This is a genomic window from Amycolatopsis sp. NPDC003861, from assembly GCF_053605405.1.
The window spans coordinates 1-14,639 of sequence record NZ_JBSGJD010000084.1; the positions used below are offsets into that span (position 1 = coordinate 1).

At 72.3% G+C, this 14,639-nt stretch carries 10 protein-coding genes; 5 read left to right on the forward strand and 5 right to left on the reverse strand.

Annotated elements, in window-relative coordinates; all coding sequences use genetic code 11:
* Positions 1-279: 279 nt before the first annotated feature.
* Complete coding sequence (locus tag ACWEVN_RS21675) at positions 280-3,048, reverse strand: BTAD domain-containing putative transcriptional regulator (RefSeq protein WP_452052470.1); 2,769 nt, start codon at positions 3,046-3,048, stop codon at positions 280-282.
* 173 nt (positions 3,049-3,221) lie between these two features.
* Between ACWEVN_RS21675 and ACWEVN_RS21680 the strand changes: the two genes are divergently transcribed.
* Positions 3,222-3,779, forward strand: a complete 558-nt coding sequence (locus tag ACWEVN_RS21680) for a TetR/AcrR family transcriptional regulator (protein WP_452052471.1) — start codon at positions 3,222-3,224, stop codon at positions 3,777-3,779.
* 78 nt (positions 3,780-3,857) lie between these two features.
* Complete coding sequence (locus tag ACWEVN_RS21685; protein ID WP_452052472.1) at positions 3,858-4,865, forward strand: medium chain dehydrogenase/reductase family protein; 1,008 nt, start codon at positions 3,858-3,860, stop codon at positions 4,863-4,865.
* 51 nt (positions 4,866-4,916) lie between these two features.
* On the opposite strand, the gene argG is transcribed toward ACWEVN_RS21685, so the two are convergent.
* On the reverse strand, positions 4,917-6,362 hold the full coding sequence (gene argG / locus ACWEVN_RS21690) for an argininosuccinate synthase (RefSeq protein WP_310976225.1): 1,446 nt from the start codon (positions 6,360-6,362) through the stop codon (positions 4,917-4,919).
* Between the two features lie 97 nt (positions 6,363-6,459).
* Here argG and ACWEVN_RS21695 point away from each other — a divergent pair, with 97 nt between their 5' ends.
* Complete coding sequence (locus ACWEVN_RS21695) at positions 6,460-7,386, forward strand: aminoglycoside phosphotransferase family protein (protein WP_452052473.1); 927 nt, start codon at positions 6,460-6,462, stop codon at positions 7,384-7,386.
* A gap of 221 nt (positions 7,387-7,607) precedes the next feature.
* Here ACWEVN_RS21695 and glpD read toward each other — a convergent pair whose 3' ends face one another.
* From glpD to ACWEVN_RS21710, 3 genes are read right to left on the reverse strand one after another with little or no spacing between them, the layout of a single operon-like run.
* Positions 7,608-9,296, reverse strand: a complete 1,689-nt coding sequence (gene glpD / locus ACWEVN_RS21700; RefSeq protein ID WP_452052474.1) for a glycerol-3-phosphate dehydrogenase — start codon at positions 9,294-9,296, stop codon at positions 7,608-7,610.
* A gap of 17 nt (positions 9,297-9,313) precedes the next feature.
* Complete coding sequence (gene glpK / locus ACWEVN_RS21705) at positions 9,314-10,828, reverse strand: glycerol kinase GlpK (RefSeq protein WP_449685985.1); 1,515 nt, start codon at positions 10,826-10,828, stop codon at positions 9,314-9,316.
* 14 nt (positions 10,829-10,842) lie between these two features.
* On the reverse strand, positions 10,843-11,664 hold the full coding sequence (locus ACWEVN_RS21710) for an MIP/aquaporin family protein (RefSeq protein ID WP_449685984.1): 822 nt from the start codon (positions 11,662-11,664) through the stop codon (positions 10,843-10,845).
* 154 nt (positions 11,665-11,818) lie between these two features.
* Here ACWEVN_RS21710 and ACWEVN_RS21715 point away from each other — a divergent pair, with 154 nt between their 5' ends.
* Together ACWEVN_RS21715 and glpK (ACWEVN_RS21720) are read left to right on the forward strand one after the other, a co-directional pair.
* Positions 11,819-12,571: an IclR family transcriptional regulator gene (locus ACWEVN_RS21715; protein ID WP_449685983.1), complete on the forward strand. Its 753-nt coding sequence runs from the start codon at positions 11,819-11,821 to the stop codon at positions 12,569-12,571.
* 10 nt (positions 12,572-12,581) lie between these two features.
* Positions 12,582-14,531, forward strand: coding sequence for a glycerol kinase GlpK (glpK, locus tag ACWEVN_RS21720; RefSeq protein ID WP_452052475.1), 1,950 nt, complete (start codon positions 12,582-12,584; stop codon positions 14,529-14,531).
* The last annotated feature ends 108 nt before the right edge of the window (positions 14,532-14,639 follow it).

The following is a 14,639-nucleotide window of genomic DNA, read 5'->3' on the forward strand; positions in this document are numbered from 1 at the left end:
CAACATAAATTTTGTCACTTGTTTTATGCCGTGTGATATTCCTATCGGGGGGCGGGGCCCCCCGCCCCCGCCTCACCGTGTCGCCCCTCCAATCACGCGAGATGCCTCCCGAGTCACGCGAGTTCCGGCCCCGATCACGCGAGTTCCGGCTTCGGTCACGCCCGGGCGGTCGCGGAAATTCGCCCGGGACCCGCGCCAGTCGCCGATGAAGCCGCGTCGGCCCGCGTACCCCGGCGGTCGGCTTGCGTGCCTGGGCGGTCCGACCACTGCGGGCCGGGCTCAGGTGCGGGCCGCCGAAGGAGTTCTCCGGCGCTGGACCTGCTCCAGCAGCGCCAGGCCCGTTGTCTCGCCCTGGTGGTTGCCCGTCTCGCGGAACACCCGCAACGCCCGGTCGCACACCCCGCGCGCCTGGATCGGCTCGCCCGCCTCCAGCAACGTCTGGCCGATCCCCAGCAACGCGTACGCGCTGCACCTCTCGTCGTCCAGTTCCTCCAGGATGCTCAACGCCAACCTCAAGCACGTCAACGACTCCGGGAGCCGGCCCGTGTCGCGGTGCAAGGTTCCCAGTTCCGTCAGGACCTTCGCCTCGCGGTGGGCGTCCTCGATCTCGCGCGCCAGTTCACGCGCTCGGTGCAGCCACGTCTCCGCCTCCTCGAACGCCCCCAGCAACGCATACGTCGACCCGATCGAATTGCGCATCTGGGCGACGCCGCTGCGATCGTCGGCCCGCTCCAAGCCCGACCGCGCGCGCCGGTAGAAGTCCAGTGCCTCACGCGGGCGGTCGCGGACCCGGGCCACCGTGCCGAGGCCCGCCACCGCCAACGCCTCGCCGCGGACGTCGCCCAGTTCGGCGAACAGCTCCGCCGAACGCCGCATGTCCTTCGCCGCCGCCTCGTATTCGTCGTGGTACAGGCGGACCTGGCCGAGACCTCGGCGGAGTACCGCCGCTCCCCTGCGGTCGTCCGCCGCCTCCACGGCCGCCAAGGCCGTCGCGTGACTGCGTCGCCAGTCGTCATACGCGCCGCGGAGGTCGTAGAACGGGACCGCTGCCGCCGTCAGCTGCCAGGACAATTCGGCCAACCCGGCGTCCGCCGCCAGCTGGACCGCCGCCGCGAGCAGCTTGCGCTCCGCCGTGAACCACGCCAGCGGGTCGCTCACCAAGCGGGCCGGGACCGCGCCGGCAGCGACAGCCGGGCCGGTCATCGCGCCGAACGCCGGTGGCAGGGCCGCCGACGCCGTCTTCGCCAGCGCCAAGAGCACCGACAGGACGCGGGTGAGCGTCTCGCGGCGGGCCGGAAGGGGTTCCTCCGCCAGGAGTTCGCTCGCGTAGCAGCGCAGCAGGTCGTGCAGGCGGTACCGCGGGTGCCCGCTCGCGTCCTGCCCGGTCAGCGACACCAGGTTCGCGTCGACGAGCACGTCGAGGACGTCGTGCGTGCCCGCGCGGTCCAGCAATGCGTCGACCACCCAGCTGGGGAAGTCCTGCGCGCCCAGCACCGCCGACCGGCCGAACGCCGTCCGCGCGGCCGGTGGCAACTGACGCAGGCTCAGCTCGAAACTCGGCCGGACACCGAGGTCGCCGACGCGCAGCTCGCTCAGCCGGCTGGACTCGTCGGCCAGCCGGTCGTGCAGCGTGCGCAGGCTCCACGCCTGACGTCCGGCCAGCCGCGCGCCCGCGATGCGGATCGCCAGCGGCAGGTACCCGCAGCACCGCACGATCGCCGCCGCTTCGGCCGGCTCGCCGACCACCCGGTCGGGCCCGGCCAGCTCGGCCAGCAGCTGCGCGGCCTCCCGCTCGCCGAACACGGGCAGCTCGACGTGCTTCGCGCCGGCCAGCTCGGGTAGCCGGCCGCGGGTCGTCACCAGGACCGCGCACCCGTGGTCCGCGGGCAGCAGCGGACGGACCTGCCCGGCGGTCGCCGCGTCGTCGAGCACCAGCAGCAGGCGACGCCCGGCCAGGCGGGAGCGGAACAGCGCCGCCCGCTGGCCGAGCCCGGCCGGCACGGTGTTCCCGGTGACGCCCAGGGCGTGCAGGAAGTCGGCGAGCACCTCGGCCGGGTCGCGCGGCGCGCCCGTGCCCGCCAGGTCGACGTAGAGCTGGCCGTCCGGGAAGCGGCCCGCGAGGCCGTGGGCGACGTGCATCGCGAGGGCCGTCTTGCCGGTGCCGGGCGCGCCGGTCAGCACGACCGGCGCCGGTCCCGCTCCGAGCGCGGCGGACAGTTCGCGGACGTACTCCTCGCGGCCGGTGAAGTCCGGCAGGTCGGCGGGCAGCTGCCGCACCGGTGCCACCGGCGCGGGGCCGGGCAGCGGCTCACCGGTGAGGATCGCCGCCTGCAGGGCCCGCAGTTCCGGCCCCGGTTCGACGCCGAGTTCGGTGACGAGCCGTTCGCGCGCGGTCGCGTACGCCTGCAGCGCCTCGGCCCGGCGGCCCGCGCCGGTGAGCGCCAGCAGGTACTGCTGCCAGAGCCGTTCGCGGTACGGGTGCTCGGCCAGCAGCACGGTGAGCTCGGCGATCGCCGGGTCGTGCCGGCCCAGCCGGACCTGCAGCGCCAGCCGCTCCTCGACCGCGGCCAGCCGGTTTTCGACGAGCCGGCCGAGCTCGGCGTCCCAGGCGGGCGCGGTCGGCAGGTCTTCCAGGGGGTCGCCGCGCCACAGCGCTTCGGCGTCGGCCAGCAGCGTCAGCGCGGTCTCGGGCGCGCCGTCCTTGGCCGCGCGGGCGGCGTCGGCGACGAGCCGGGCGAACCGGTGGGCGTCGACGTCGGCGGGGTCGACCTCCAAGGAGTAACCCGGGTCGTGGGTGCGCACGACGGCGCCCTCGGGCAGCAGCCGGCGCAGCCGCCACACGTAGGTCTGCAGGTTGGCGGTGGCCGACGTCGGCGGATCGTGCGGCCACAGGGTGTCGACCAGCTGCCCGGGCGAGACCGTCCGGCTCGCGTTGAGCAGCAGGTGCGCGAGCAGGACCCGCTGCTTCGCCCCGCCGAGCGCCAGCGGCTGCCCGCCGACCGTCACGGTCAGTGGTCCGAGCAGGTGAAACCGCACTTCAGGCCCCATCGCGCGCTCCCGTTCCCGCGGCCGCCCCCAGGCGGAACCTCGAAGCCGGACTGTAACCGGACCGCGGCGCTGCCCGTGGGGAATTCGCGGACATCCGAGACATCGAGACGGTGAACGTCACTCGATTGCCGGAGAGTTGCCCGTTGAGCGAGAGTGAGTGTACAGTCACTCACATGACGAAACGCGGTGCCACCCTCTCCACCTCCGACGCCCGGCGGGACACCGTCGTCGACGCGGCCATCGCCGAATTCGCCCGCGGCGGCTACCACAGCACGCCGATCAGCGCGGTGGCCGCTCGCGCCGACATCTCGCCCGCGTACGTCTTCAAGTTGTTCCCCGGCAAGGTTTCCCTGTTCGTCGCCGCGCTGGACCGGTGCTACGAACTCGTCGTGCACGCGCTCTCCAACGGCGCCGCCCGCGTCGACGGCGCCGACCCCGGGAAGATCCTCTACGAGATGGGCGGCGCGTACGCCGAACTGATCGCCGACCGGAACCTCCTGATGCTGCAGGTGCACGCCCAGTCGGCCGCCGACACCCCCGAGATCGCCGACGCCGTCCGCCGCGGGCTGGCCAAGGTGACCGAGTTCGCCCGCTCGCGCTCCGGCGCGGCCGACGACGAGGTGCAGCGGTTCATCGCCTACGGCCAGCTCTGCCACCTGGTCGCCACCCTCGACCTGGACGAGCACGCCGGCGAGTGGGCCGCCGTGCTGTCCGCCGGCATCCGCCACTGAAAACCCGGCCCTGTCCAGGGCCCTTTTTCTCGCCCGTCGAGTGATTGACCAGTCACTCACGCCACGAAAGGAATCCCCGTGACCGTCACCGAAATCGTCCTCCCCGGCATCGTCGAGCCGGACGGCCTGCGCGTCGAACACCGTGCGCTCCCCCGGCCCGCCGCCGGGGAAGCCCTCGTCCGCGTCGATGCGACCGGCGTCTCTTTCGCCGAGCAGCAGATGCGCCGGGGCAAGTATTTCGACCAGCCGCCGTTCCCGTTCGTGCCCGGCTACGACGTGGTCGGCACCGTGCTCGAAGCCGCCGACCCGGCCTTGATCGGGAGGCGCGTGGCCGCGCTGACCAAGATCGGCGGCTGGCGCACCCACCTCGTCCTGCCCGCCGCCGACCTGGTCCCGGTGCCGGACGGGCTCGACGCGGCCGAGGCGGAGACGTTCGTCGTCAACGGCATCACGGCGTGGCAGATGCTGCACCGGATCGCGAAGGTCCCGGCCGGGGCGACGATCCTGGTGCACGGCGCGAGCGGCGGCGTCGGCACGACGCTGGTCCAGCTGGCCCGCGCGGCCGGGATCGAGGTGATCGGCACCGCCTCGGCCCGCAACGCCGACGTGGTGACCGCGCTCGGCGCGACCGCCGTCGACTACCGCGGCGACGTGCCCGCCGAGGTGCGCAAGCTGGCCCCGGAAGGCGTCGACGCCGTGTTCGACCACGTCGGCGGGCCCGGCATCGCCGACTCGTTCCGGCTGCTCACCCCGGGCGGGACGCTGGTCGCCTACGGCAGCGCGGCCACCAAGGACCAGCCGGGCAACTCGCGGCTGCCGGTGCTGAAGCTGTTCGCCCGCCTGCTGTGGTGGACCGCGTTGCCGAACCGCCGCCGCGCGCACTTCTACAACGTCTGGGGCGGCAAGCGGAACCTCCCGCGGTTCCGCGCGCGCCTGGTCGAAGACCTGACCGCCGTCTTCGACCTGGCCGTCCAGGGAAAGCTCCAGGCCCAGGTGGCCGCGCGGATTCCCCTGACCGAAGCCGCGAAAGCACTGGCGCTGGCCGAATCCGGCACGGTGACCGGCAAGGTCGTGCTCGTCCCCTGAACGCACCGAAGGCCACCACGGCGAGCGTGGTGGCCTTCGGGTCGTGGGCAATCAGTCCGTGCCGAACTCCATCGCGGCGCTGTCGAGCAGCTCGACGTCGTCGGTCTTGCCGCGCGAGGCGATCACCTCGGCGCCGCCCTCGGGCATCGCGCCGATCAGGCCGGTCGACGCGGCTTGGGCGGCGCCGATCAGCTTCGGGTTCGAGCCGCCGACCATGCCGAGGCTGGCGTACTGCTCCAGCTTGGCCCGCGAGTCGGCGATGTCGAGGTTGCGCATGGTCAGCTGGCCGATCCGGTCGACCGGGCCGAACGCCGAGTCCTCGGTGCGCTCCATCGACAGCTTGTCCGGGTGGTAGCTGAACGCCGGGCCGGTCGTGTCGAGGATCGAGTAGTCCTCGCCGCGCCGCAGCCGCAGTGTCACCTCGCCGGTGATCGCGGTGCCGACCCAGCGCTGCAGCGACTCGCGCAGCATCATGGCCTGCGGGTCCAGCCAGCGGCCCTCGTACATCAGGCGGCCGAGGCGGCGGCCCTCGTTGTGGTAGCTGGCGAGGGTGTCTTCGTTGTGGATGGCGTTGACGAGCCGCTCGTAGGCGGCGTGCAGCAGCGCCATGCCGGGGGCCTCGTAGATGCCACGGCTCTTCGCCTCGATGATCCGGTTCTCGATCTGGTCGGACATGCCCAGGCCGTGCCGGCCGCCGATGGCGTTGGCCTCCAGGACCAGGTCGACGGCGGAGGCGAACTCCTTGCCGTTGATCGTCATCGGGCGGCCCTGCTCGAAGCCGATGGTGACGTCTTCGGCGGGGATCTCGACCTCGGGGTCCCAGAACGCCACGCCCATGATCGGCTTGACGATCTCGATCCCGGTGTCCAGGTGCTCCAGGGACTTGGCCTCGTGCGTGGCGCCCCAGATGTTGGCGTCGGTCGAGTAGGCCTTCTCGGTGCTGTCGCGGTAGGGCAGGTCGTGCGCGAGCAGCCACTCGGACATCTCCTTGCGGCCGCCGAGCTCGGTGACGAAGTCCGCGTCGAGCCACGGCTTGTAGACGCGCAGGGAGGGGTTGGCCAGCAGGCCGTAGCGGTAGAACCGCTCGATGTCGTTGCCCTTGTAGGTGGAGCCGTCGCCCCAGATCTGGACGTCGTCCTCGAGCATCGCGCGCACCAGCAGCGTGCCGGTGACGGCGCGGCCGAGCGGGGTGGTGTTGAAGTAGCTGCGGCCGCCGGTGCGGATGTGGAACGCACCGCAGGTCAGGGCCGCGAGTCCTTCTTCGACCAGCGCTTCCTTGCAGTCGACCAGCCGGGCGATCTCGGCGCCGTACTGGCCGGCCCGGCCGGGCACCGACTCGATGTCGGGCTCGTCGTACTGGCCGATGTCGGCGGTGTAGGTGCAGGGGACCGCGCCTTTGTCGCGCATCCACGCGACCGCTACGGAAGTGTCGAGGCCACCGGAGAAGGCGATACCGACACGCTCGCCGACGGGCAGGGAAGTGAGCACCTTGGACATGCGAATGATTATGCACGCCTATGCATCGTCGTGCAATCCGGGGTGCTTGCGGTCACGAAAACCCCGTTGACCAGGATGGTTCGGTGGGAGCATGCCGATGCACGCCGATCAGCACGCCATCGAGACCGGCCTGGTCCGGCGGCTCGTCGACGGGCAGTTCCCCCGCTGGGCCGGGCTGCCCCTCACTCCCCTGGCTTCCGGCGGCACGGTCAACGCCGTGTACCGCCTCGGGACCGAGCTGACCGTCCGGCTTCCCCTCACCGCTGGTGGCGCCGGCGACATCGCGAAGGAACGCGAGGCCCTCGGCGCACTGGGCGAGCTGCCGGCGGCGGTCCCGGCCGTCGTCGCGGTCGGTGAGCCCGCCGAGGGGTACCCGTGGCCGTGGGCGGTGCACCGCTGGCTCGACGGCTCCCCGGCGCTCGAAGGCCACCCGGCTCCCGGGCTGGCGGAGTTCGTCCTCGCGCTCCGGGCGAACCGGGCAGCGGGTCCGCCGGCCCACCGCGGGCGGCCGCTGTCCACCGTGGACACGGCCGCCCGCGAGGCGATCGCCGAGCTGAGCCGCACCGACGAGCCGTTCGACGCGGAGGCGGCCCTCGCCGTGTGGGCCGAAGCAGTCGACGCTCCACAATGGACCGGGCCGCCGCGCTGGGTGCACGGCGACCTGATGCCGAGCAACCTCCTGCTGCGCGACGGCCACCTCAGCGGCGTCCTCGACTGGGCGACCGCGGGCCTCGGCGACCCGGCGATCGATCTGATCCCGGCGTGGAACCTGCTGACCGCGGACACCCGGGACGCCTTCCGCGACACCGTGGCCCCCGACGACGCCACCTGGGCCCGCGGCCGGGGCCGGGCGCTGGCGATGGCCGTGCTCCAGCTGCCGTACTACCGGCACACCAACCCGGTCATCTCGGCCAACGCCCGGTACGTGCTCGCCGAGCTGGGCGTGCTCACCGGTTCCCGATCACCGGCAGGTCCCACCGCACGGCGTGCGAGTTCTGCTCCAGCACCGAGCATTCGCCCGTGACGGCGCCACGGTCGTTGAGGTCCGCGGCACGGCAGTAAGCGCCCTCGGCGGGCAACGGCAGCGGAGTGACCCGGTCAGCCCGCCGGGCAGCGTGTCCAGATCGATCGGGCCGCCCGGTTCGTCCGCACTCGCCGGGTTCCGCGGCGAGCACCACCGCCGCCGTCGCGAGACACCTCTGAACATCCCTGTCCTCCCCTTCAGGTCGGTTCCGGGTGTCCGGTTCAGCTCGGCAGCAGCGCCGGGGCCGCGAGGCGGGTGGCGTTCGCCGCCGCGTCGTCCGGGGCTTCCTGGGCCGAGCGCTCCGCCTCGACGCGCGCGAGGTAGTTCGCCACCTCGCGCTCGCGCTTCGGGGCGTCCCAGCCGAGCAGCGGGGCCATCAGCTCCGCGACGACCGGCGCCGCTGCGACGCCGCGGTCGCGCTCCTCGATCGAGATGCGCGTCCGCCGCGTCAGGACGTCCTCCAGGTGCAGCGCCCCCTCGTGGGAGACCGCGTACGCCGCCTCCACGCGGAGGTACTCCGAGCCCTCCGTGATCGGCTCCGCGAGCGAGGGGTCCTCCTCGATGAGCGAAAGGAGGTTCCAGATCCGCGTGCCGTACCGCTGCAGCAGGTGCTCGACGCGGGTCAGCGGCAGGCCCGACTTCGCGGCAACGCCGGACCGGTCCTCCCACAGCTCGTGGTAGCCCTCGGCGCCGGCGATCGGGAGCCGGTCGGTCCAGGACGGCGGGGCCGGGCGGCCGAGCTCCTCGACCGCGACGTCGACCGCGTCCGCGGCCATCACCCGGTACGTCGTGTACTTGCCGCCGGCCACGATGACCAGGCCCGGCACCGGGTGCGCCACCGCGTGCTCCCGCGACAGCTTCGTCGTCGCGGCCGCCTTCGCCGCCAGCAGCGGCCTCAGTCCGGCGTAGACGCCCTCGATGTCGTCGTGCGTCACGGGGGTGCGCAGGACGGCGTTGAGGTGTTCGAGCACGTAATCGACGTCCGCGCGGCTCGCCGCCGGGTGCTCGCGGTCGAGGTCCCACTCGGTGTCGGTGGTGCCGACGATCCAGTGCCGTCCCCACGGGATGACGAACAACACGCTCTTCTCCGTGCGCAGGATCAGCCCGGTGTCGAGGTCGATCTTCTCCCGCGGCACCACGAGGTGGATGCCCTTCGAGGCCCGCACGGTGAACGGCGCCGGGATGCCGGCCGCCTCCGCCATGTCGTCGCTCCAGACACCGGTGGCCGCCACGACGGTGCGAGCGCGGATCTCGAACTCGACACCACTCTCGCGGTCGACCACCTTCGCACCGACGACGCGCTCGCCGTCGCGAAGCAGCGAAGTGACCCGAGTCCGCGTGAGCACCGAAGCGCCCTGCTCGGCCGCCGTCCGGGCGATCGTCATCGTGTGGCGGGCGTCGTCGACCTGGGCGTCGTAGTACTGGATCGCCCCGATCAGCGCGTCGTCCGCGAGCGCCGGGGCCACCTTGAAGGCGCCCCGCTTGGACAGGTGCCGGTGCCGCGGCAGCGCACGGGCGCCGCCGAGGGTGTCGTACAGCGTGACGCCGGCGCCGATGTACCCGCGCTCCCACACCCGGTGCTGCAGCGGCACCAGGAACTTCACCGGCCGCACCAGGTGCGGGGCCAGCTTCTGCAGCAGCAGGCCGCGCTCCTTGAGCGCCTCGCGCACCAGCTTGAAGTCCAGCTGCTCCAGGTAGCGCAGGCCGCCGTGGATCAGCTTGGACGACCGGCTGGACGTGCCGGCGGCGAAGTCGCGGGCCTCGACCAGCGCGGTCGACAGCCCCCGGGACGCGGCGTCGAGCGCGACGCCGGCCCCGGTGACTCCCCCGCCGACGACCAGCACGTCGACCTCTTCGTTGACCAGCTTCCGCAGCGTCTCCGCCCGGTAGGCCGGGGAAAGCGGGGTCACGGTGTTCCTCCTCCTGCTCACTGCACGTCGACCCAGTCGAGCGTGCGGCCGACGGCCTTCTGCCAGCCCGCGTAGCCTTCGGCGCGCTGCTCGTCGCTCCACGACGGCGTCCAGCGCTTGTCCTCGTTCCAGTTCTGCTCCAGCTCGTCGGTCGACTTCCAGAAACCGACCGCCAGCCCGGCCGCGTAGGCGGCGCCGAGAGCGGTGGTCTCGGCGACGACCGGCTTCGACACCGGCACGCCGAGGATGTCCGCCTGCAGCTGCATGCACAGCTCGTTGGCGGTGACGCCACCGTCCACCCGCAGCACGTCGAGGGTGACGCCGGAGTCGTTCTGCATGGCCTCGACGACGTCGCGGGTCTGGTAGCAGATCGCTTCCAGGGTGGCCCGGGCGATGTGGGCGTTGGTCGTGGCGCGGGTGAGGCCGACGATCGCGCCGCGCGCGTCGGAGCGCCAGTACGGGGCGAACAGGCCGGAGAACGCCGGGACGAAGTAGACGCCGCCGTTGTCCTCGACCTGGCGGGCCAGGCTCTCGCTCTGGGCCGCGCCGCTGATGATGCCGAGCTGGTCGCGCAGCCACTGCACGGCCGACCCGGTGACGGCGATCGAGCCTTCGAGGGCGTAGACCGGCTTGTCGTCGCCGAACTGGTAGCACAGCGTCGTCAGCAGGCCGTGCTGGGAGCGCACCAGCTCCTGGCCGGTGTTGAGCAGCAGGAAGTTGCCGGTGCCGTAGGTGTTCTTGGCCTCGCCGGGCCGGAAGCAGACCTGGCCGACGGTGGCGGCCTGCTGGTCGCCGAGGACGCCGGTGATGGCGACCTCGCCGCCGAGCGGGCCGTCCGCGCGGGTGGTGCCGAAGCCCGGGTTCGACGACGGCCGGATCGCCGGCAGCATCTGCCGCGGGACGCCGAAGAACGACAGCAGCTCGTCGTCCCAGTCGAGGGTCTCCAGGTCCATCAGCATGGTGCGGGAGGCGTTGGTCGGGTCGGTGACGTGCACGCCGCCGTCCGGGCCGCCGGTGAGGTTCCAGATGAGCCACGAGTCGGTGGTGCCGAAGAGCGCGTCGCCCTTCTCGGCGTCCTCGCGCACCCCCGGGATGTTCTCGAGGATCCACTGCAGCTTGCCGCCGGAGAAGTAGGTGGCGGGCGGCAGGCCGGCCTTGCGGCGGATGATGTCGCCCTTGCCCTCGCGCTCGAGCGCGGAGGCGATCCGGTCGGTGCGGGTGTCCTGCCAGACGATCGCGTTGCCGTACGGGCGGCCGGTGCGGCGGTTCCAGACGACGGTGGTCTCGCGCTGGTTGGTGATGCCGAGCGCGGCCAGGTCGCCGACCGTCAGGTTCGCCTTGTTGAGCGCGGTTGCGATGACCGAGCGGGTGCGTTCCCAGATCTCGGTGGCGTCGTGCTCGACCCAGCCCGGCTTGGGCAGGATCTGCTCGTGCTCGAGCTGGTGGCGGGCGATCTCGTTGCCGCCGTGGTCGAAGATCATGAAGCGGGTGCTGGTCGTGCCCTGGTCCACGGCACCGACGAAGTCCGGCATGGTCGTGCTCCTACTCAGTTGGCGGGCTCGAGGTCCTTGGCGGGCATGGCGTCCAGCGGGTCGCCGGCCGGGAGGTGGCGCTCGATCAAGTACTTGTAGATCGCGCCGCCGACGATCGCGCCGAGCACCGGCGCCACGATCGGGATCCACCAGTACGGGAAGCCGTACTGGTCCGTGAACGCCGTGTCGTAGCCGGTCAGCCAGGAGGCCAGGCGCGGGCCGAAGTCGCGGGCGGGGTTGATCGCGTAGCCGGCGTTGGTGCCCCAGGCCATGCCGATGGCGACGACGAGGAAGCCGACCACGACCGGGGCGAGGTTCGCGCCGGGCGAGGTGTTGCGCAGGTCGGTGATCGCGAAGATCACCAGGACGAGGATCGCGGTACCGATGATCTGGTCGCGGAAGGCGGCCCAGTCACCGACGGGCAGCGTGCCGTTGCCGGGCAGGGTGGAGAACACGCCCTGGGTCTTGATGGTCAGGCCGGGGTCCTTCGCGTTGAGGACCTCGGTGTAGTTCCAGCGCACCAGCATCGCGGCCAGGAACGCGCCGGCGGTCTGGGCCAGGGCGTAGGGGGCGACCTTGCGCCACTCGAAGCCCTTGAACACCGCGAGGGCGACGGTCACGGCCGGGTTCAGGTGGGCGCCGCTGATCCGCGAAGCGACGTAGACACCCAGGGTGACGCCGAGGCCCCAGGCCCAGGCGATGCTGTCGTGGTCCCCGATGCCCGCGGCGACGACCTGCGCCACCACGCCGCACCCGAACAGGATGAGGATCATCGTCCCCACGAACTCGGCGGCCATCTCGCCGGCGAGCCCGCGGGCCTTGAGGCTTCGCACCATTGCTTTCCTCCACAAAGGACCTTGTCCCCCTATTGGTGGATGAAAGTTAAATTCGCGGGTCAGGCCGGTCAACGGACGCCGGTCGGCATTGTCGAACGGCCGAAGTGGATGTTCGACATTGTCGAATCGGGGCCGGTCGGGTTAGGGTCGCGCCGTGCCCGGTCCGATCCAGTCCATCGAGCGCGCCGCCGCGATCCTGCGGTTGCTGGCGCGCGGCTCGGGCCGTCTGGGCGTCGGCGAGATCGCCGAGTCCCTCGAGCTGGCGAAGGGCACCGCGCACGGGATCCTGCGCACGCTGCAGGGCGTCGGCTTCGTCGAGCAGGACCGCGACACAGGCAAGTACCAGCTCGGCGCGGCCCTGCTGCACCTGGGCACCAGCTACCTGGACGTCAACGAGCTGCGGTCCCGGGCGATCAACTGGGCCGACGCACTGGCCGCCCGCAGCGGCGAGGCCGTCCGGATCGGGGCACCGCTGGAGGGCCGGGTGCTGGTCGTGCACCACGTGTTCCGCCCGGACGACAGCCTGCAGACCCTCGACGTCGGCACCCTGCTGCCGCTGCATGCGACCGCGCTGGGGAAGGTGCTGCTGGCCTACGACACGACGCTGAAGGCGGTCCCGGAGCCGTACACGCGCCGCACGCTGGTCACCCAGACGGCGATCAAGCGGGCGTGTGCGAAGGTACGGGAGGCGGGCTGGGCGGCGGAGAACGGCGAGATGATCTCGGGTGAGGCCGGGATCGCGGCCCCGATCCGCGGCCACGGCGGCATCGTGGTCGGCGCGATCGGGGTGTCGGGTCCGGTGGAGCGGATCTGCGAGCCCGACGGCGCCCCGAGCCCGAGGCTGCTGACCCAGGTCCGCGACGCGGCCCGGGCGGTCTCGCGAGACCTGGGCGCGTCCCGGTGGTGAAGGGAGGACCATGGTCCAGCGGTACGTGATGTCCATCGACCAGGGCACCACCTCCACCCGGTGCATCCTGTTCGACGCCCGCGGCCGGCTCGTCTCCGTCGTGCAGCGGGAGCACCAGCAGCACTTCCCGCGGCCCGGGTGGGTCGAGCACGACGCCACCGAGATCTGGCGGAACGTCTCGCGGATCGTCCCGCAGGCCCTCGCCGACGCCGGCGCGACCGCCGAGCAGGTCGTCGGGCTCGGGATCGCCAACCAGCGCGAGACCACCGTCCTGTGGGACCGGCGCACCGGCAACCCGGTCGGGCGGGCGATCGTCTGGCAGGACACCCGGACCGACGCGATGCTCGAACAGCTCGCCCGCGAACCCGGCGCCGACCGGGTGCGCCGGCTGTGCGGCCTCCCCCTCGCCACGTACTTCTCCGCTCCCCGCATCCGCTGGCTGCTCGAACGCACCCCCGGCCTGCGCGAGCGCGCCGAACGCGGGGACGTCCTCTTCGGCACCATCGAGAGCTGGCTGATCTGGAACCTGACCGGCGGCGCCGAGGGCGGCGTGCACGTCACCGACGTCACCAACGCCTCGCGGACCATGCTGATGAACCTGCGCACCCTCAACTGGGACGACGAGCTGCTGGAGTTCTTCGACGTCCCGCGCGCGATGCTGCCGGAGATCCGCTCGTCGACCGAGGTCTACGGCACGACGTCCCGCGTGGTCCCCGGCATCCGCATCGCCGCCGCGCTGGGTGACCAGCAGGCGGCGCTGTTCGGCCAGACCTGCTTCGCGCCCGGCGAGGCGAAGTGCACCTACGGCACCGGCAGCTTCCTGCTGCTCAACACCGGCCCGACGCCGGTGCTGTCCACCCACGGCATGCTCACCACGGTCGGCTTCAAGATCGGCGACGAGCCCGCGGTGTACGCCCTGGAAGGGTCTATCGCCGTCACCGGGTCGCTGGTGCAGTGGTTCCGCGACGGCCTGGAGCTGATCGGCAGCGCACCCGAGATCGAGACCCTCGCCCGGACGGTCGAGGACAACGGCGGCTGCTACATCGTGCCCGCGTTCTCCGGCCTGTTCGCGCCGCACTGGCACAGCGAGGCACGCGGCGTCATCGCCGGGCTGACGTCGTACATCACGAAGGGCCACCTCGCGCGAGCGGTGCTGGAGGCGACGGGCTGGCAGACCCGCGAGGTCGTCGACGCGATGAACGCCGACTCCGGGCTGGCGCTCTCGACCTTGAAGGTCGACGGCGGGATGACCGCGGACAACCTGCTGATGCAGTTCATCGCCGACGTCCTCGACGTGCCGGTGGTGCGCCCGATGGTGGCGGAGACGGTGTCGCTCGGCGCGGCCTACGCGGCCGGGTTGTCCGTCGGGTACTGGCCGGACCTGGAGGGCCTGCGGCGCAACTGGCACCGGGCGGGCCAGTGGCTGCCGGCGATGGACCCGGCCCGCCGCGACTCCGAATACGCGCACTGGCGCCAGGCGGTGGAGCTGACGTTCGGCTGGATGCGCCCGGCCCCGGCCGCGGCGGCACCGGGTTCGGACCTGGTCGAGGTGCTGCTGGCCGACCACCGCCGGTTCGAGCAGCTGCTGCGCGACCTGCGCAACACCGAAGCCGACCGGCCGGCCCTGGTGGCGGAGCTGTCGGCCCTCCTGGTCGCGCACGCGACGGCGACCGAGCGGATCGTCCGGCCGGAGTCTCCGGGCTCGCCGTTCGCCGAGGACCTGCTGGCCGTCCTGGAGGGTGACGACTTCGAGAAGGCATTGCTGCGGCTGGAGAACGTCGTCGACGCGCACGTCCGCGTCGAAGAACGCGGGCTGCTGAACGACCTGCGCCGGAGTATGTCCACTTCGGACCGGACGGGGCTGGGCCGCGCGTTCGTCGCGGAACGCCGCCGCCAGCAGGACCTCGACTGCGGCCGGGCGGACCACGTCCGCGGGCTCGGTGACCGCCTGAAGCTGTAGTGCCGCACGGGCGGTCCGCCGAGTGGTGGCCGGCTACCGGACGTTGCCCGGCCGGGGTGTCGGGGAGAAGACTGCGGGTACCGCTTTCCGCCACCGGAGGGAGCACTC